16 protein-coding genes are annotated in these 19,235 nt (G+C 62.7%); 5 read left to right on the top strand and 11 right to left on the bottom strand.

The annotated features are described in order from the left end of the window. Positions 1–102 precede the first annotated feature (102 nt). From gabD to AC3WLP_RS13400, 3 genes are all read left to right on the top strand, one after another. Positions 103–1,545, top strand: coding sequence for an NADP-dependent succinate-semialdehyde dehydrogenase (gene gabD / locus AC3WLP_RS13410; RefSeq protein ID WP_003255867.1), 1,443 nt, complete (start codon positions 103–105; stop codon positions 1,543–1,545). A 182-nt stretch (positions 1,546–1,727) separates the two neighbouring features. After that, positions 1,728–3,005, top strand: coding sequence for a 4-aminobutyrate--2-oxoglutarate transaminase (gabT, locus tag AC3WLP_RS13405; RefSeq protein ID WP_003255866.1), 1,278 nt, complete (start codon positions 1,728–1,730; stop codon positions 3,003–3,005). Positions 3,006–3,142: 137 nt separating this feature from the next. Continuing rightward, on the top strand, positions 3,143–4,402 hold the full coding sequence (locus AC3WLP_RS13400; protein WP_003255865.1) for a response regulator: 1,260 nt from the start codon (positions 3,143–3,145) through the stop codon (positions 4,400–4,402). A gap of 102 nt (positions 4,403–4,504) precedes the next feature. Here AC3WLP_RS13400 and AC3WLP_RS13395 read toward each other — a convergent pair whose 3' ends face one another. Further along, entirely contained in the window at positions 4,505–5,533 is a 1,029-nt protein-coding gene (locus tag AC3WLP_RS13395) for a GGDEF domain-containing protein (protein WP_003255864.1), read from the bottom strand. Positions 5,534–5,632: 99 nt separating this feature from the next. Then, positions 5,633–6,817, bottom strand: coding sequence for a delta-9 fatty acid desaturase DesA (gene desA / locus AC3WLP_RS13390; RefSeq protein WP_004576383.1), 1,185 nt, complete (start codon positions 6,815–6,817; stop codon positions 5,633–5,635). A gap of 146 nt (positions 6,818–6,963) precedes the next feature. Between desA and dibA the strand changes: the two genes are divergently transcribed. Next, positions 6,964–8,859: a phosphodiesterase DibA gene (gene dibA, locus AC3WLP_RS13385; RefSeq protein ID WP_011953200.1), complete on the top strand. Its 1,896-nt coding sequence runs from the start codon at positions 6,964–6,966 to the stop codon at positions 8,857–8,859. A gap of 27 nt (positions 8,860–8,886) precedes the next feature. On the opposite strand, the gene AC3WLP_RS13380 is transcribed toward dibA, so the two are convergent. The 9 genes from AC3WLP_RS13380 to tcyJ form a co-directional block, all read right to left on the bottom strand. Further along, complete coding sequence (locus tag AC3WLP_RS13380) at positions 8,887–9,531, bottom strand: methionine ABC transporter permease (protein WP_003255861.1); 645 nt, start codon at positions 9,529–9,531, stop codon at positions 8,887–8,889. After that, positions 9,521–10,630, bottom strand: coding sequence for a methionine ABC transporter ATP-binding protein (locus AC3WLP_RS13375; RefSeq protein WP_011953201.1), 1,110 nt, complete (start codon positions 10,628–10,630; stop codon positions 9,521–9,523). The genes AC3WLP_RS13380 and AC3WLP_RS13375 overlap by 11 nt, the downstream gene beginning before the upstream one ends. Position 10,631: 1 nt before the next feature. Further along, positions 10,632–11,432, bottom strand: coding sequence for a MetQ/NlpA family ABC transporter substrate-binding protein (locus AC3WLP_RS13370; RefSeq protein ID WP_003255857.1), 801 nt, complete (start codon positions 11,430–11,432; stop codon positions 10,632–10,634). Further along, positions 11,425–12,810: an LLM class flavin-dependent oxidoreductase gene (locus tag AC3WLP_RS13365; protein ID WP_088513468.1), complete on the bottom strand. Its 1,386-nt coding sequence runs from the start codon at positions 12,808–12,810 to the stop codon at positions 11,425–11,427. Before AC3WLP_RS13365 ends, AC3WLP_RS13370 begins: the two co-directional genes overlap by 8 nt. Continuing rightward, the gene (locus AC3WLP_RS13360; protein ID WP_088513469.1) at positions 12,810–13,991 is read right to left on the bottom strand and encodes an SfnB family sulfur acquisition oxidoreductase; all 1,182 of its coding nucleotides are present in this window, start codon (positions 13,989–13,991) and stop codon (positions 12,810–12,812) included. Before AC3WLP_RS13360 ends, AC3WLP_RS13365 begins: the two co-directional genes overlap by 1 nt. Positions 13,992–14,133: 142 nt before the next feature. Further along, a complete protein-coding gene (locus AC3WLP_RS13355; protein WP_088513470.1) occupies positions 14,134–15,375 on the bottom strand; it encodes an SfnB family sulfur acquisition oxidoreductase in 1,242 nt (413 codons plus the stop codon). A gap of 317 nt (positions 15,376–15,692) precedes the next feature. Then, complete coding sequence (tcyN, locus tag AC3WLP_RS13350; RefSeq protein WP_003255850.1) at positions 15,693–16,451, bottom strand: L-cystine ABC transporter ATP-binding protein TcyN; 759 nt, start codon at positions 16,449–16,451, stop codon at positions 15,693–15,695. Between the two features lie 2 nt (positions 16,452–16,453). After that, positions 16,454–17,122: a cystine ABC transporter permease gene (gene tcyL, locus AC3WLP_RS13345; RefSeq protein ID WP_003255849.1), complete on the bottom strand. Its 669-nt coding sequence runs from the start codon at positions 17,120–17,122 to the stop codon at positions 16,454–16,456. Then, the gene (tcyJ, locus tag AC3WLP_RS13340) at positions 17,119–17,913 is read right to left on the bottom strand and encodes a cystine ABC transporter substrate-binding protein (protein WP_003255847.1); all 795 of its coding nucleotides are present in this window, start codon (positions 17,911–17,913) and stop codon (positions 17,119–17,121) included. Before tcyJ ends, tcyL begins: the two co-directional genes overlap by 4 nt. A 307-nt stretch (positions 17,914–18,220) precedes the next feature. Between tcyJ and epsC the strand changes: the two genes are divergently transcribed. Beyond that, positions 18,221–19,153: a serine O-acetyltransferase EpsC gene (epsC, locus tag AC3WLP_RS13335; RefSeq protein WP_003255846.1), complete on the top strand. Its 933-nt coding sequence runs from the start codon at positions 18,221–18,223 to the stop codon at positions 19,151–19,153. Positions 19,154–19,235: the final 82 nt, after the last annotated feature.

Genomic DNA, 19,235 nt, shown 5'->3' with positions numbered 1-19,235 from the left:
TTGTCCAACACCCCAGCAGCCGCTTAGCATTCGTTTGAGATTTCAAACGCTCGATGCCCTGCCTTGGGCGCTTTTCAACAATCAACAATTCGGGAAGCCGACATGCAGCTCAAAGACGCTCAGTTGTTCCGCCAGCAAGCCTATATCAATGGTGAGTGGCTGGATGCGGACAACGGCCAGACCATCAAGGTGACCAACCCGGCCACCGGCGAAGTCATCGGTACCGTGCCGAAGATGGGCACCGCGGAAACTCGCCGTGCTATCGAAGCCGCCGACAAGGCCCTGCCGGCCTGGCGTGCCCTGACTGCGAAAGAGCGCTCGGCCAAGCTGCGTCGCTGGTTCGAACTGATGATCGAGAACCAGGACGACCTGGCTCGCTTGATGACCACCGAACAGGGCAAGCCACTGGCCGAAGCCAAGGGCGAAATCGCCTACGCGGCCTCGTTCATCGAGTGGTTCGCCGAAGAAGCCAAGCGCATCTACGGTGACACCATCCCAGGCCACCAGCCAGACAAGCGCCTGATTGTCATCAAGCAGCCAATCGGCGTTACCGCGGCCATCACCCCGTGGAACTTCCCGGCCGCCATGATCACCCGTAAAGCCGGCCCGGCCCTGGCCGCTGGCTGCACCATGGTCCTCAAGCCGGCTTCGCAAACCCCATACTCCGCTCTGGCCCTGGTCGAGCTGGCCCACCGTGCCGGCATCCCGGCTGGCGTGCTGAGTGTGGTGACCGGCAGCGCCGGCGAAGTTGGCGGCGAACTGACCGGCAACTCCCTGGTACGCAAGCTGTCCTTCACCGGCTCGACCGAAATCGGTCGCCAGCTGATGGAAGAATGCGCCAAGGACATCAAGAAGGTTTCCCTGGAGCTGGGTGGCAACGCCCCGTTCATCGTGTTCGACGACGCCGACCTGGACAAGGCGGTCGAGGGCGCGATCATCTCCAAGTACCGTAACAACGGCCAGACCTGCGTCTGCGCCAACCGTATCTACGTGCAGGACGGCGTCTACGACGCGTTCGCCCAGAAGCTGGCCGCTGCAGTTGCCAAGCTGAAGATCGGTAACGGCCTGGAAGAAGGCACCACCACTGGCCCGCTGATCGACGGCAAGGCTGTCGCCAAGGTCCAGGAGCACATCGAGGACGCCGTCAGCAAAGGCGCCAAAGTGCTGTCCGGTGGCAAGCTGATCGAAGGCAACTTCTTCGAGCCGACCATCCTGGTTGACGTACCGAAGACCGCTGCTGTCGCCAAGGAAGAGACGTTCGGCCCACTGGCGCCGCTGTTCCGCTTCAAAGACGAAGCCGAAGTCATCGCCATGTCCAACGACACCGAGTTCGGCTTGGCCTCGTACTTCTACGCCCGTGACATGAGCCGTGTGTTCCGTGTCGCCGAAGCCCTGGAGTACGGCATGGTGGGTATCAACACCGGCCTGATCTCCAACGAAGTGGCGCCGTTCGGTGGTATCAAGGCTTCGGGCCTGGGCCGCGAAGGTTCCAAGTACGGTATCGAGGACTACCTCGAAATCAAATACCTGTGCATCAGCGTCTGATAGCACGGTAAAGGCTTTACCTCTGCCAGCGGGGCGCGAGAGCGACGTCTCGCTGGCCTTTTTTACATTGCAGTACCTGGTGGCCAGGGCGTTCACGACAGTCGATCAACGAATACTGTTCGCGAGCACTCCCAGCCGCCCCCGAATAAAAGCGCCATTCCTGTCGGCGCAATGAGGGCATTATGAGCAAAACCAACGAATCCTTGATGCAACGTCGTGTAGCTGCCGTCCCACGTGGCGTCGGCCAGATCCACCCGATCTTCGTCGACACCGCGAAGAACTCGACCGTGATCGACGTTGAAGGCCGCGAACTGATCGACTTCGCCGGCGGCATCGCAGTACTGAACACCGGCCACCTGCACCCGAAAGTGGTTGCAGCCGTGCAAGAGCAGCTGACCAAGGTCAGCCACACCTGCTTCCAGGTGCTGGCTTACGAGCCCTACGTAGAGCTGTGCGAAAAGATCAACAAGCTGGTCCCAGGCGACTTCGACAAGAAGACCCTGCTGGTCACCACCGGCTCCGAAGCCGTTGAAAACGCCGTCAAGATCGCCCGTGCTGCCACTGGCCGCGCTGGCGTCATCGCCTTCACCGGCGGTTATCACGGCCGTACCATGATGACCCTGGGCCTGACCGGCAAGGTCGTGCCGTACTCCGCTGGCATGGGCCTGATGCCAGGCGGCATCTTCCGCGCCCTGTTCCCGAGCGAACTGCACGGTATCAGCGTTGACGACGCCATCGCCTCGGTCGAGCGCATCTTCAAGAACGACGCCGAGCCGCGCGACATCGCCGCGATCATCCTCGAGCCAGTACAAGGCGAAGGCGGCTTCCTGCCAGCGCCGAAAGAGCTGATGAAACGCCTGCGCGCCCTGTGCGACCAGCACGGCATCCTGCTGATCGCCGACGAAGTACAAACTGGCGCTGGCCGTACCGGCACCTTCTTCGCCATGGAACAGATGGGCGTTGCGCCTGACCTGACCACCTTCGCCAAATCCATCGCTGGCGGCTTCCCGCTGGCCGGTGTGTGCGGCAAGGCCGAATACATGGACGCCATCGCGCCTGGCGGCCTGGGCGGTACCTACGCGGGTTCTCCGATCGCTTGCGCCGCAGCCCTGGCCGTGATCGAAGTGTTCGAGGAAGAAAAACTGCTGGACCGCAGCAAGGCTGTGGGTGAGCGCCTGACCGCCGGCCTGCGCGAAATCCAGAAGAAGTACCCGATCATCGGCGACGTCCGTGGTCTGGGCTCGATGATTGCCGTCGAAGTCTTCGAGAAAGGCACTCACACCCCGAACGCTGCTGCTGTTGGCCAGGTTGTCGCCAAGGCTCGTGAAAAGGGTCTGATCCTGCTGTCTTGCGGCACCTACGGCAACGTCCTGCGTATCCTGGTTCCGCTGACCGCCGAAGACGCGCTGCTGGACAAAGGCCTGGCCATCATCGAAGAGTGCTTCGCTGAAATCGCCTGATGTGACGCGCTTCAGAAAAAACCCGCCTCGGCGGGTTTTTTTATGCCCAGATAAGCCATGTGGCGCTATGGTTATCGGAGGATTGGCTTTGGAAGCTGCGACGGACTGTGTGTCAGGGTATTCAGGAGTAGTTGGTGATGAGCGCTGCAGCCCCCACCCCACCAAGCGTACTGATTGTAGAAGGCGATCCTTGGGTACGGGACATGCTCAGCGAGATGCTGCTCAGCGTGCGCTGTGACGCCCGCCTGCAGGTATGCGCTGACGGCGCGCAGGCGCTCAGTGCCCTGTCCAGCAAGCCGGACCTGATCATCGCTGCCCGCGAGCTGGCCGGTGTCGACGGCCTCGACCTGCTGCGCAAGGTGCGCGCCAAAGGGCCAGGGGTGCCGTTCATTCTCATGAGTAACCGCAATGACAGCGCCAGTGTGCGCGAAGCGCTGCCCCTGCACCCCACGGCTTACCTGAGCAAGCCACTGAACCTGGATAACCTGCGCAAGCGCCTGCAAGAGTTGCTGCTGGCTGTTGGCGAGGAGATTGCCTGCCCGGTACCGGCGTTGCAGGCGGGAGCCAGCCTGCCAGCCTACCTTGAGCAGCGCCGCGCTACCGCCGATGGCGGGCCGCTGCTGGCCGATGTGCAGGTAGCGATCAATCGAGCGCTGAACCCTCAGGGCCTGAACCTCAGGGTGCTCGAAGAGGAGGTGCGTAACGACCCGCAGGTGACGGCGGTGCTGATCGCTGCCGCCAATAGTGCGGCATTGCACCGTGAAGCCCCGGTGCAGACGTTGCTGCAGGCCCTGAACAAGCTTGGCAGTACCCAAAGCATGAACCTGATCCTGGGCATGACCCTCAAGCGCAGCGCACGCCTCAGCGACCCACTGTTGGCAGAGCACGCAGCCCGTTACTGGGACCTGTCACTGCACACTGCCGAATATGGCCGCACCTTGGCGCGCATGCTCGAGCTGGACGAGGGCCGTTGTTATTGCGCGGGCTTGCTGCATTGCCTGGGCGACCTGGCGGTGTTGCGCTGCCTGCAAGAGTGGCGGTTGGCCGGGGGAGACCTGGACGAGCGCAATGTGCAGCAATCGCTGGAAGAGTTTGGTGCGGCGTTCGGCTCGGCGCTGCGTACTCGCTGGCGTTTGCCGCTGGCACTGCGCGAGTTGATCGCTGCGATCTACCAGTTGGGCGGTGGCGTTTACTCGCGGGAGATCCTGGCCATGAACCTGGCTGGGCAGTTGTCGCGGCTGCCGGCTGGGCAGGGGCTGGAGAAGGTGGCCAGCGGCAAGACGGCGCGCCTGCTCAAGCTTGGCCTGCCGGAGCTGAGGCGGTTGCGCAAAGAGGAGAACCCGGAAGTAAAACCGCAGGAAGAACCGCCGGTGGCTGGGGCCGAAGTTTCCAGCTGAGATTCGGGGGCCGCATTGCGGCCCTTCGCGGGCTTGCCCGCTCCCACAGGTGTGGCGCCGGGCCCGCGAATACCGGCCAAAGCCGGTGCCCTTGCCGCCTGATCAGCCGCGGACTATCTGGTTCTTGCCCTGCCGCTTGGCCTGGTACATTGCCGCATCGGCCCGCGCATACAGGCTGTCCAGCGCCACATCCTCATCGGTCAGCTCGGTCAGCCCCTGGCTCACCGTCACCCCGTACGTCTGCTGGCCATGGCTGAAGCTCAAGTGCTGAATCTGCCGTTGCAAGCGCTCGGCAATCTGCTCCGCGACCTGGGCGTTGCAGCCCGGAAACACCGCCGCAAATTCTTCGCCGCCAATGCGTCCGAACAGGTCGCCCCGGCGTAGCACGGCCTTGCCGCTGTCGGCGATGTGTTGCAGCACCTGGTCGCCTTCCTGGTGGCCATAGCTGTCATTGATGCGTTTGAAGTCGTCGATATCCAACAGCAGGAAAGCCAGCGGTGTACCGTCCTCGCGTGCACTGTCGAAGGCTTGCTGGGCACATTCGAAAAAGTGCCTGCGGTTACTGCTCTGGGTCAGCACGTCGGTGGTGGCCAGGCGCTGCAGTTCGCCTTCAAGCTGCTTCTTCTCGGTGATGTCTTCGGCGATACCGACAATGATTACCCGGTCGCCATCGTGCTGCTGGTTGATGTAGCACTTGTCGCTCAGCCAGCGCAGTTGCCCATCGGCATTGAGGATGCGGTACTCGCGGTCTTCCACCGCGCCCTTGAGCAGTACCTGGGCCAGGCTACGCTCGGCGAACTCGAGGTCGTCGGGGTAGATGCTGTCACGCCATTCATTGTAGTCAGCCAGCACCAGGCTGACCGGGCGGCCGAAGATGCGCTCGTAGGCTGGGCTCACGTACAGCACCTGACGGGTTTCCCAGTCGAAGGCCCAAAGCACTGCGTTGACGCTGTCGAGCAACGAGCTGAACAGCTGATCACGCTCACTCAGGCGGGCAACCTCACCTTGGGCGTGGAGCAACGCCAGTAAAGTCTGGGCAGCTTCGGGAGGAGGGGTGCCGGGGAAAATCGTTGGAATGTTCTTGGCCATGTGCACGGAGCAGGTCTCAACGTGAAAGCGTGCGGCCAACATCCGGCCCGCCACGCAGGCGATATTCCGGATTCGAGTGGAGAGGCGGGGGCGAAGTTCCGAACGGCACGCCCCGTTGCGGGGCGTGCCGATCAACGGCGGTCAGGCGCCGGTCGGACGCAGCGAGTAAGTCTTGAGTTGTGCTGCGAAGTCGCGCAGTGCCTGGATGCCGCTGGTTTCGGCCTCGTGTACCCAGTCTTTCATGGCAGCCAGCATGTCGTGGCCGTTGGCACTGGTGCGCGCCCAGATCTGCTGCAGGGCCAGGCGTTTTTCGTAGATGGTTTTCAGTGCCTGGCTGTGCGCGAGCATGGACTCGATGCGCACGTGGTGGCGGTCTTCCAGCAGGCTGGTTTCGCGCGAGAGCAGCCGTTTGGCACGGCGGAAGCGGTAACGCACCGAGGCGTCGACACGGGCCAGTTCCTGTTTCACCAGCGGGCCGATCACCAGCTTGCGGTACTGGGCCATGATCTGGAAGCGGTTGTTGAGGATGGCCATGGCGGTGTCCATGTCCAGGCTGGCCTTGCCGGCCACCCGGTGGGCGATGGGCGCCACGCGCTGCACCTTGGCCAGACGCAACAGGCAGAACAAGCGGATCCACGCCCAGCCCATGTCGAACTCCCAGCGTTTGACCGAGAGCTTGGCCGAGTTGGGGTAGGTGTGGTGGTTATTGTGCAGTTCTTCACCGCCGATGATGATGCCCCAGGGCACCAGGTTGGTGGCGGCGTCGCGGCATTCGAAGTTGCGATAGCCCAGGGCATGGCCCAGGCCGTTGACCACACCGGCGGCCCAGAACGGAATCCACATCATCTGCACCGCCCAGATGGTGATGCCCAGGGTGCCGAACAGCAGCAGATCGATCACCGCCATCAGTGCGATGCCGCCCAGTTTGTAACGCGAGTACAGGTTGCGCTCAATCCAGTCATCCGGGCAGTTCTTGCCATAGATGCGCAGGGTTTCGGGGTTGCGTGCCTCTTCACGGTACAGCTCGGCACCTTTGCGCAGCACCGTGCCCAGGCCCTTGTACACCGGGCTGTGCGGGTCGTCGGGGGTTTCGCACTTGGCGTGGTGCTTGCGGTGGACGGCGGTCCACTCACGGGTGTTCTGCGCCGTGGTCAGCCACAGCCAGAAGCGGAAGAAGTGCTTGAGCGCGCCGTTGAGCTCCAGGGCCCGGTGCGCGGAGTAGCGATGCAGGTAGACCGTGACGCTGACAATGGTCACGTGGGTCATCAACAGAGTGATGCCGACCAGTTGCCAGGCCGACAGGTCGAGCAGGCCGTTATACCACATAGGTGCAAATACCCTCGAAATGCAGGGGGAAGGGCTGATTATCCCTTGGCGGGGAAATAAAACCAGTCAACCGTTGAGATAGGAGGTCACGACATGTTTCAGCCTTTATAATGCCCGCTCCTTTTTGATGGCCTTTCCCACCCGACATGTCTGTTTCCGTTCGCGACGCCTTGCGCATGGCTGCGCTGTATGTGGTGCTCTCGATCCTCTGGCTTGCGCTGGCGGAGGTGATGCTGCACAGCATGACTGACGACCCCTTGGCATTGACTGTGGGGCGGCAGATCAACGTGGTGGTCTGGGTGCTGCTCAGTGCCGTGCTGATCTACGTGTCGCGTGTGCGCCTGCTCAATTTCATCGGCCATGGCGCGCGTTTGCGTTGCGAAGACCGTGAACGGCTGCGCATGGCTGCCGCGGTGTTCGACAGTACCCTCGAGGGTGTGCTGGTGACCGACCGCCAAGGCCTGATCGTGCACGTCAATCGTGCCTTCATGCGCATCACCGGCTACCAGCAGGATGAGGTCATCGGCCAGCGCCCGAGCAAGTTCAAGTCGGGCCGCCATGGCCTGGCCTTCTACCAGGAAATTTTTGCCACCCTGGCCGAGAAGGGCGAGTGGAGTGGTGAAATCTGGAACCGGCGCAAAAGCGGGGAAATCTACCCGCAGTGGCAGACCATTTGCGCCATTCGTGATGACGAAGGTGAGCTCAGCCATTACGTGGCGGTGTTCAGTGACATCAGCGCCATCAAGCATTCGGAACAAGAGCTTGCCTACCTCGCCCACCACGACCCGCTGACCGGCCTGCCCAACCGCCTGCTGTTTACCGACCGGGTGGAGCAGGCATTGGCGGTGGCGCAGGCCAACAAGCGCGGTTGCGCCCTGTTGCTGCTGGACCTGGATCATTTCCAGAGCATAAACGACGGCCTGGGCCATACCATTGGCGACCAGTTGCTGAAGCTGGTAGGCGAGCGTCTGGGAGAGGTGTTGGGTAACGGCATGACCCTGGCGCGTCTGGGCGGCGACGAGTTCGGCGTGCTGGCCGAGAACTGCCAGCAGGTTGGCCAGGCGGGCAAGCTGGCGCAATGCATCATCGAGCGCATGCGTGAGCCGTTTCAGTTCGAGGGCAATCGTCTGTTCATCAGCGCCAGCGTCGGAATCAGCCTGTTCCCCAGCGATGCCTTGAGTGCCGAGCAGTTGCTGCGCAATGCCGACTCGGCGTTGTACAAGGCCAAAAGCAACGGTCGGGCCTGTTATGCGCTGTACACCGAAGAGCTGACCGCCCACGCCCAGCATCGGGTCGAGACCGCCGCCGAATTGCGTCGGGCCCTGGAGCAGGATGAACTGCGGGTGTACTTTCAGCCGGTACACGACTTGGCGACGGGCCGGCAGGTCGGGGTCGAGGCGTTGGTGCGATGGCAGCACCCCGGGCGCGGCCTGGTACCGCCGAGCGAGTTCATCCCGATTGCCGAACGCACCGGCCTGATTGCCGAGATCGATACCTGGGTGCTGCAACAGGCCTGTCGGCAAATGGTGCAGTGGCAGGCTGAAGGCCGGCAGCTGGCATTTGTTGGGGTGAACATCTCCAGTCGCCTGTTTGGCCAGCATGAGCTGTATCGGCAGATAGCCGAAGTGCTGCATGACACCGGCCTGGCCCCGGCCTTGCTGGAGCTGGAAGTGACCGAAAGCGCGGTGATGGAAGACCCTGAGGTGGCGCTGGAGCAACTGCACCGCTTGCGCGAACTGGGGGTGACCCTGGCCATCGACGACTTTGGCACCGGGTATTCGTCACTGCTGCGGCTCAAACGTTTGCCGGTGCAGAAATTGAAAATCGACCAAGGGTTTGTGGCTGGGTTGCCAGTGGATGAAGACGACATCGCTATTGTGCGGGTGATCATCGCCTTGGCCCGTAGCATGGGTATGCAGGTGCATGCCGAGGGCATCGAGCAGACGGAACAGGCCAGCTTCCTGTTGCAGGAGGAATGCCAGTTGGGGCAAGGGTACTGGTTCGGGCGGCCAGTGCCGGCTGAGGATCTTCGCTGGGATTGAGAGCGGGCTGCAAAGCAGCCCTGGATTTCAGCGCTTGTTCAAACCCTTCGCCAGGCGGTCCCCGCCCAGCTGGATCAACGCCACTAACGCTACCAGCATGGCGATCACGGTCAGCATGATCTGGCTGTCGAAACGCTGGTAGCCATACCGATAGGCGATATCCCCCAGCCCGCCGGCACCAATCGCCCCGGCCATCGCCGACGAGTTGATCAAGGTCACCAAGGTTATGGTGAAGCCCCCGACGATCCCCGGCAGTGCCTCGGGCAACAGTACATGCCAGACGATGTGCCAGCGCCGGCAGCCCATGGCCTGTGCGGCTTCCACCAGACCATGGTCGACCTCACGCAGGCTGACCTCGGCAATCCGCGCAAAGAACGGTGTGGCGGCAATGGTCAGCGGCACCACTGCCGCCCACACACCATAAGTGGTACCCACCACCAGGCGGGTGAAAGGAATCAGCGCAACCATCAGGATCAGAAACGGAATCGAGCGGAACAGGTTGACGAAGGCGCCCAGCACCCGGTTCAGCAGCCGCGCCTCGAAGATCCCACCCTTGTCGCTGGTGACCAGCAGCACCGCCATGGGTACACCCACCAGCAGGGCGATCAGTGACGAAACCCCAACCATCAGCAGCGTATCAAGCAAGCCTTCCAGCAGGCGATCAAACCACATGGCCCAATACCTCCACGTCCTCGGCCCAACGGCGGGCACGTTCCAGCAATTGATGGGTGTCGTGCGGCGAGTGTTGCACCGAGAGGATGAGTTGCCCCAAGGCATGTTCGCCGATGGTTTCCACGCCGCCCTGCAGCAGACGCACACGCCCGCCCAGGTCGTTGAACAGGGCAGACAGCTCTGGCTCGCCAAGCACCGTCAGTTTCAGCACTACGGCGCTGTTGCCGCTCGCCGGGTGGGCCTGGAGGCTGGCTTGCAGTGCGGCGGGTAGCTTGGCCTGCAAAGGGGCGAGCAGGGTGCGGGTAACCTCGTGACGAGGTGAACCAAACACCCGCCAGACCTCGCCCTGCTCGACCACTGCGCCGCGTTCCAGCACCACAACCCGGTGGCAGATGTCGCGAATCACCGCCATTTCGTGGGTGATCAGCACGATGGTCAGCCCCAGGCGCTGGTTGATATCGCGCAGCAGCTCCAGGATCGAGGCGGTGGTTTCCGGGTCCAGCGCCGAGGTGGCCTCGTCGCACAGCAGGATCTCGGGGGTGTGCACCAGTGCCCGGGCAATGCCCACGCGCTGTTTCTGCCCGCCGGACAGTTGCGCCGGGTACACGTGATGTTTTTCCTGCAGGCCGACCAGTTCCAGCAACTCGCGCACCTTGCGCTGGCGTTCGGCTTTTGCCACGCCGGCGACTTTCAACGGCAACTCGACGTTCTGCCACACGGTCTTGGCCGACATCAGGTTGAAGTGCTGGAAGATCATGCCGATGCGCCGGCGCAGGGCCACAAGCTGGTCCTCATCGAAAGGCGCGATATCCACCTGGTCGATCAATACGCGGCCCTGGCTGGGTTGCTCCAGGCGGTTGATGGTGCGCAGCAGTGATGACTTACCGGCGCCGCTGCGGCCGATGATGCCGAAGATCTCGCCATGGCGGATGTTCAAGTCAATGCCTTGCAAGGCCGGTTGCGCCTGGCCCGGGTAGGTCTTGCCCAGGCCGATGAAGCGCACGTGGGCTTCATTGACCTCGGGGCGCAGGGCCTGTTCCTTGGCTATAGGCGGCAGTGCTTGGGGTGTAGGCGCCCTGAGCGCGCTGGCCTGGCTCATGTCAGCCTTCCCAGCCGGCTTGGTAGAGCTTGCCGTGAGCTTTGTTCAACGCAGCGCGCACCACTGGCGAATGCTGGTAGATGTCGACGAACTGGGCCAGGCGTGGGTCGTCCTTGCTTTGCGGGCGAATGACGAACTGGATCACGTATTCCTTGTTTTCCAGCCCATCGAACAGCAACGCCGAGGTGGCATCGAAGGTGTTGGCCAGGCGGATGTAGGCCGGGTAACCCTGCACCAGGTCGGCGTCGTCGTAGGCGCGTACCAGTTGCACCGCCTCGACCTGAAGGATCTTCAGCTTTTTCGGGTTGGCGAGGATGTCATCCTCGGTGGCCTTGTAGCCCACGCCGGGCTTCAGGGTGATCAACCCGGCCTTGGCCAGCAGCAGCAGGCCACGGCCGCTGTTGATCGGGTCGTTGGCGATGGCCACGCTGGCGCCTTCAGGCAGCTCGGCAAAGCTTTTGTACTTTTTCGAGTACAGGCCAACGTTGTTGATGATGCCCGGGGCGTAAGGCACAAGGTTGAAGCCTGCAGCAGCCTTGGCGTTTTCCAGGAACGGGATGTGCTGGAAGTAGTTCACGTCGATGTCGCCGCTGTTGAGGCTGACATTGGGCGCAATCCAGTCGCTGAACTCGATCAGCTTCACTTCCAGGCCTCGCTTGTGGGCTTCTTCCACCGCGGCTTCCAGCGGAATGGCAAAGGCCGAGGTGGTGCCGATCTTCAACGGCTCGGCAGCAAGGGCACCGGCGCACAGGCCGAGGGTGATGGCAATGGCCGCGACGGGCCGGAACAGTTTCTCAAGCATGGTGCAGGGCTCCAGTCGGGGTAGGGGTAAAGCGGTAAGCCGAGCCAGGGTGGTCGGCGGGTAAGTGCGGGTGGTCGGTATGGAACAGTTTTTCGCGCAGGGTGCCTTCGGTGTAGGCCGTCTTGTAGCGGCCACGCAGCTGAAGTTGCGGGATGACCAGCTCGACGAAGTCCTCGAAGCTTTCCGGGGTGACGGTGCGGGTCAGGTTGAAACCGTCCAGGCCGGTTTCATCGATCCACGCGATCAACTGCTCGGCCACCTGTTCAGGCGCGCCGACCAGGGTTACGTAGCGGCCGCCCAGGGCGTGTTGCTGCAACAGGCGCCGGCGGGTCCAGGCGTTGTCTTGCAACTGGCGCGTGGCTGACTGGATGGCGTTGCCCTGGCTGAAGGCAATGGGTTGGTCCAGTTCATAGGCGGCGAAGTCGATGCCCGTGGACGCGGCGAAGTGCGCGACGCCCGCTTCGGCGCTGGCGTGGCGCAGGTACTCGGCATGTTTGGCCTGGGCCAGTTGCTCGGTGGCCGCGACGATCACCGTGATGCCCATGAACACTTTGACTGCCTGCGGGTCGCGGCCGGCGGCCTGGGCGGCCGCGCGAACCTTGTCGACCTGGGCACGGGTGGCTGCCTTGTCTTGGCCACTGATGAACACGCATTCGGCATGGTTGCCGGCGAAGGCCAAGCCACGCGCAGAGCTGCCAGCCTGGAACAGCACCGGGGTGCGCTGCGGTGAGGGCTCGCACAGGTGGTAGCCTTCGACCTTGTAGAACTCGCCCTGGTGCTGAACCTTGCGCACCTTGTCGGGCGTGGCATAGACGCGATGCTCGCGGTCGGCGACCACTGCGTCGTCGGCCCAGCTGCCTTCCAGCAGCTTGTACAACACCTGCAGGTATTCATCGGCCTGGTCGTAGCGGCGATCATGCGCCGGTTGCTGCGCCAGGCCCATGGCCCGGGCGGCGCTGTCGAGGTAGCCGGTGACAATGTTCCAGCCCACCCGGCCATTGCTCAGGTGGTCGAGTGTGGAAAGTCGCCGGGCGAACAGGTACGGCGCCTCGTAGGTGAGGTTGGCGGTAAGGCCGAAACCCAGGTGACGGGTGACCGCAGCCATGGCGGAGACCAGCAGCAGCGGGTCGTTGACTGGCAGCTGGATCGACTCCTTGAGGGTGACGTCCAGTGACTGGCCGTAGATGTCGTAGGTGCCGACGATGTCGGCAATGAAAAGCCCGTCGAACAGGCCGCGCTCCAGCAGGCGTGCCAGGTTGGTCCAGTAGTCCAGGGTCTTGTACTGGGTTGAAGTGTCCCGTGGGTGGGTCCACAGACCGTGGTTGATGTGCCCGATGCAGTTCATGTTGAAGGCATTGAGCAGAATCTGCTTGGCCATCAGATGGTCCCCCGGCGCGGCGGGTTGGCATCGTTGAGGTAGTAGTTGCCGATGGCGTGGTACTTCCAGCGCACCGGATCGTGCAGGGTGTGCACGCGAGCGTTGCGCCAGTGGCGGTCGAGGTTGTGTTCGGCCAATGTTGCCTGGCTGCCGCCCAGTTCGAACAGGGTGGTACCGGCGGTGAGGGAAATTTCGGTGCTGATGGCGCGTGCTTCGGCCACGGCAATGGAGGCGGCGGCCACGTTGTCGGCAGTGCTGTCGTCGCGGGCGCGGTCGAGGTATTCGCCTGCGCGCTCCAGCAGGGCTTCGGCCGCATGCAAGCGGACCGCCAGATGGCCGAAGCTTTTCAGCGTCAGCGGGTCATCCGTGGCCTTGTCCAGGCCGGAGTCGACCCACGGACGGCTGCGGGTGCGCACGAAGTGCAGGGCGTCTTCATAGGCGGCGCGGGCAATACCGGTGTCGATGGCGGCATGGAGGATCTGCGCCAGCGGGCCGACCGGGGTGGGGCGCTCGAAGGCGCTCTGGAACGGCACCACGTCCGCTGCGCTGACGTACACGTTATCGAACACCACCGAACCGCTGCCGGTGGTGCGCTGGCCGAAGCCGCTCCAGTCGTCGATCACCTGCAGCCCCTGGCTGTCGGCCGGGACGAAGGCCAACTGTTGTATACCTTGTTCATCCACGACCGAGGTTGGAATGCGCTGGGCATAGATGGCGCCTGTGGAATAGAACTTGCGCCCGTTGATGCGGAAACCGTCGCCGTCACGGCTCAGGCGGGTGGTGCGCTCGTGGGCGGTCTTGGTGCCCAGCTCGGCCAGGGCATTGCCGAAACGGCGGCCGGCCAGTACCTCGGTGTACAGGCGCTGTTGCTGTTCGGGGCTGCCGTTTACCCGCAGCACTTCCAGACCGTAGAAATGATTCTGCGGAATCTGCCCGAGCGAACCGTCGGCCTGCGCGATACGGGCGATGACCTTGGCCAGGGTGACGTTGGATACGCCGGCACCGCCGAAGGCTTTGGGCACGCTGATGGCCCACAGGCCGGAGCGGGTGAACAGCTCGAGTTCGGCCAGCGGCAGGCGGCGCTCGCGGTCGCGCAAGGCGCTGTCGCGGCGCAGTTGTTGGGCGATGTCTTCGGCGACGGCCAGGGCTTGGGCGTCGCTGGTGATGATAGCGATTGTCATGGAGTTCTCCGGGGGGCCGCTTTGTGGCCCTTCGCGGGCTTACCCGCTCCCACAGGTGAAGTGATGCCCGTTCAGGCGGTGGCAATCCTGTGGGAGCGGGCAAGCCCGCGAAGGGCTGCGCAGCAGCCCCAAAGGCAGCAAATCAGATCCAGGAATGCCGTGCAGGCAGGGTGCCATTAAGGTGGTAAGCGCCCACCGCGTGGTACTTCCAGCGCACCGGGTCGTGCAGGGTGTGCACCCGAGCATTTCGCCAGTGGCGGTCGAGGTTGAACTCGGCAAGGGTGGCGCGGCTGCCGGCCAGCTCGAACAGCTTTTCGCTGGCCTGCAGGGCAATTTCGGTAGTCAGCACCTTGGCCTCGGCCACCGCAATCGAGGCACGTGCCGCACTGGCTGCGTCGATAGGCGCAGCATTGACCTCGTCGAGTACCCGAGCAGCTTTGCGCAGCAGCGCTTCGGCGGCGTGCAGCTCGAGTTTCAGGCGGCCGATGTCGGCAATTACATAAGGGTCGTCACTGGCACGGTCGACGTTGGCTTCAATCCACGGCCGGGACTTTTCGCGCACGAAGGTGATCGCATCATCGATAGCTGCTTCGGCGATGCCAGCGTCGATCGCCGCCTGGATCAGCTGCGAAGCGGCGCCCTGAATGTTGGGGATATCGCGCTGGCGCCAGTTGTCGATTACCAGTTCCGCGTCCACCGGCACCTGGTCCAGCAGCACGGTACCGCTGGCGGTGGTGCGCTGGCCGAACCCGGACCAGTCATCGACAATGCGCAACCCCGGGCTGCCCCGGCGCACGAATGCCAGGCGCTGGCGGCCTTCGTCGTCGAGGGCTTTTACCGCCACCCAATGGGCGAACAAGGCACCGGTGGAGTAGAACTTCTCGCCACTTATGCGGTAGCTGTCGCCGGCGCGCGTGATTCGGGCCTTGAGGGTGAGGGTATCCCTGGTGCCACGTTCAGGCCCGGCATTGCCGATGCGCCAGCCGTCGAGCACGCTGCGAAAGATCTGCGCTTGCTGCGCCTCGCTGGCCGTCAGGCGCAGCAGTTGCAGCATGCCGAACTGGTTCTGCGGGATCTGCCCCAGGGCGGGGTCGGCGGCGCTGATCAGGCGGAACACTTCGGCGACGGTTGCGAACGATACGTCGGGGCCACCGTAGGCCTTGGGTACGCTGATGCTGCCCAGACCGCTGCGGGTAAACAGTTCGATTTCGGCCCAGGGCAGTTTGCGTTGCTGGTCGCGCCGGGCAGCTTGCTCACGGGCGACCTCGGCCAGTTCGCGGGCCGCTTGCAGGGCTTCGGCGTCGTTGCGCAGTACCTTGGCCGGCAGCAGCGGGGGCGAGCTGTCGAGATCGCTATGGAATTGGGTGTTGGCTTGGCTGGGCATCAGTGCCGCTCCTTGGCTGCACTCAATGCCCTGGCGTTACGCACTGGGGTGATTGTGATCCTGACCATTCCTGACCTCACAAAATAGTTATGTCGCTACAGCTGATCGCGACAGATGTGTGCTGGTCCGGTGGTCCGGTTTATATACCCTAATGATTTATAAAAATTTTATGAACTAACTTTTTGGAATATTTATAGAAGGGGATATGTTACAGACGTGCCGGGCTCTTCGCGGGTAAACCCGCTCCTACACAGATGCCTCAAGATCTGTGCATTCACTGTAGGAGCGGGTTTACTCGCGAAAGGGCCGGAACAGGTTTACTCGGAGGCCGCAGTCCCGAGGAACTTGCGCAAGAACTGCCGGGTACGTTCTTCCTTCGGCGCCGCGAACAGCGCCTTTGCTTCGCCCTGCTCCACGATCACGCCCTTGTCGAAGAAGATCACCCGGTTCGCCACGTCCCGGGCAAAGCTCATCTCGTGGGTGACGATGATCATGGTGCGCTTTTCCTCGGCCAGGCCGCGGATGGTCGCCAATACTTCACCGACCAGCTCCGGGTCTAGCGCCGAGGTCGGTTCGTCGAACAGGATTACCTCTGGTTCCATGGCCAGGGCACGGGCGATGGCCACGCGTTGCTGCTGGCCGCCGGACAGGCGCCGTGGGTAGGCGTCTTCCTTGCCCGCCAGGCCGACTTTGGCCAGCAGGCGCCGGCCGAGCTCGATGGCCTGTTCGCGAGGCGTCTTCTTGACGATCACCGGCCCCTCGATCACGTTCTCCAGGGCAGTGCGATGGGGGAACAGGTTGAAGTTCTGGAACACGAACCCGGCTTGCTGGCGCAAACGGCGAATCGCACCCTGCTGCCCGCCCAAAGGGCGGTTGGCATCGATGCTGATGGCGCCGATCTGGATCTGCCCGGCATCGGGTGTTTCCAGCAGGTTAAGGCAGCGCAGGAAGGTGGTTTTGCCCGAGCCACTGGGGCCGATGATGGCCACCACTTCACCGGGCTGCACGGTCAGGTCGATACCGTTGAGCACGGTCTGGCCCTTGAACCGCTTGGTCAGGCCTTTGACTTCAATCATGCTCAATGCTCCTGGTCATGCTGGTTGACCCGCGCTTCCATGCGGTTCTGGAAGTGCGCAAGGATGCTGCACAGCACCCAGTAGATGACCGCGACCGCCACGTACATGGTGAACACTTCGAACGTGCGCGCAGTAATCAGCTGGGCTTGGCGGAACAGCTCGGGCACCTGGATGGTTGCCGCCAGGGCAGTGTCCTTTACCAGCGAGATGAAACTGTTGCCCAGCGGTGGCAGCGCGGTGCGCAAGGCCTGTGGCAGGATCGCCCGGCGCATGGCTTGCACGCGGGTCATGCCGATGCTGGCGGCTGCTTCCCACTGGCCACGGTCGATCGAGGAAATGGCTGCGCGCAGGATCTCGCAGATGTAGGCCGCCATGTTCAGCGACAGGCCGATCAGCGAAGCGGGGATTGGGTCGAGCTCGATGCCGATTTGCGGCATGCCGAAATAGATCACGAACAGCTGCACCAGCAGCGGCGTGCCGCGGAAGAACGACACGTAGACCCGCGCCAGCCAGTTCAGCGGCAGAATCTTCGACAACCGCATCAGCGCCAGGGCAAAGCCCAGCACCAGACCGAAGAACATGCCGCCGACACTGAGCAGCACCGTATAACCCGCGCCCTTCAGCAGGAAGGGCGCGGAATCGACAACGAGTTGCAGGCTTTCAGCGATCATTTGGTGACATCGGCACCGAAGTACTTCTCGGACAGCTTGGCCAGCGTGCCGTCAGCTTTTAGCTTGTCGATGGCCTTGTTGATGGCTGCCAACAGTTCCGGCTCACCTTTGCGCAGGGCCACGCCGCTTTCCAGGCGCGAGAAGGCATCGCCAGCAAGTTGGGTGTCCTTGGCTTTTTGCGCGTATTCCAGCGCCGCCAGGCGGTCGATCAGGATGGCGTCGATACGGCCGTTGCGCAGGTCAGCGAACTTGCTTGGGTCGTCTTCATAGGTGCGCACATCGGCTTGCGGCACGTCCTTTTTCACCCACTGTTCGTAGTTGGTGCCAAGGCCTACGCCGACCTTTTTGCCGGCCAGGTCCTGTGCGCCCTTGATGTTCAGCTGCTCGGCTTTCTTTTTCAGGATCAGTGCCTGGATGCCGGAGACAGTGTAGGGCTCGGAGAAGTCGTACTTTTTCTTGCGCTCTTCGGAAATGGTCACCTGATTGACCACTACATCCAGGCGTTTGGATTCCAGCGCGGCGAGGATGCCGTCCCACTTGGTCGGCTGGATCTTGGCCTTGACCCCCAGCTCCTTGGCCAGCAGCTCAGACAGCTCCACTTCGAAGCCGGTCAGTTTGCCGTTTTCGTCCTGGAAGCTGAATGGCGGGTAGGTGCCCTCGAGGCCGACGTTGATGACGCCTTTTTCCTGAATGGTCTTCAATTGCTCGCCGGCGAAAGCCTGGCTGAGCAGGCCGGCACCCAGCAGAAGGGCCAGGCTGGCGTTGAGTAGCGGTTTGGCGAATTTCGACATGTCAGAGCCCCGCGCTTGTTGTCTAGGTAGTGAGGTGGCGACTATAGGGTTGGCTGATTAGGCCGAGAAATACTAAAAAATAACTTTAATATTCCTTTTTTGATTTGCGCCAGGTGCTGGCTGCTTTGAGGGTAGGCGACGATACCCACTCCGTCATCGCGGCTTATGCCTGACTTAGTGCAGGATGGAATAAAGCGTTGTTTTTTCCAAGCCTCAGATTTGCCGTAAAGTGGATTGCAGCAGGCAGGTTCGGCCTTTTCGCGGGCCTGGCAACAAAATCAGATGGCCTATACGGCAGGAGAACACCGTGAGCGAACAACCTTCATCCGCGCATTGGCAGTTGCAGAGCATTGTCACTGGCCTGCGCGGGGCCCGTGAGCAATGGCGCACCCGTAATGGCCGCAGTATTGGCGAGCAGGGCGGGCGCGAGCTGCCGTCGCGTGAAGCGATGCGACAGATTCTGGAGCAACTGTGCGGGGCGCTGTTCCCCATGCGCCTGGGGCCAGTCGACCTGCGCGAAGAAAGTGAAGACTTCTACGTCGGCCATACCCTGGATGCCGCGCTGACCGCCTTGCTGGCCCAGGCTCGTCTTGAACTTCGTTACGCGGCACGGCAAAGCAAGGCTGAGCTGGCGGGCGTCGACGCCCGTGCGCTGAGCCTGATCCAGGGCTTTGCAGCTGCGCTACCGGAACTGCGCGTTCTGCTCGACACCGATGTGCTGGCCGCCTACCACGGCGACCCGGCAGCGCGCAGCGTCGATGAAGTGCTGCTGTGCTACCCGGGCATCCTGGCGATCATCCACCACCGGCTGGCGCATCACCTGTACAAGGCAGGGCTGCCGCTGCTGGCGCGGATCAGTTCGGAGCTGGCGCATTCGGCCACCGGTATCGACATTCACCCGGGGGCGCAGATCGGCCCGAGCTTCTTCATCGATCATGGTACGGGTGTGGTCATTGGTGAAACCGCGATCATCGGCGAGCGCGTGCGCATCTACCAGGCGGTGACCCTCGGCGCCAAGCGTTTCCCCAGCGATGAGTCGGGTACGCTGCATAAAGGCCTGCCACGGCACCCGATCGTCGAGGACGATGTGGTGATCTATGCCGGGGCCACGGTGCTGGGGCGTATTACCATCGGTAAGGGTTCGACCATTGGCGGTAATGTGTGGCTGACGCGCAGTGTGCCGGCTGAAAGCAACATTACTCAGGCCAACCTGCAGCTGGATTGCCAGGACAAGAACTGATCCAGCAGTGCAATTGCCTGTGCCGGCCTCTCCGCGGGCAAGCCCGCGCCTACACCGAACGTACCAAATGTAGGTGCGGGTC

Source organism: Pseudomonas sp. FW305-E2 (genome assembly GCF_058782925.1).
Note: the sequence above shows the minus strand (reverse complement) of the source record. Positions and strands in the feature narration are given on the sequence as shown.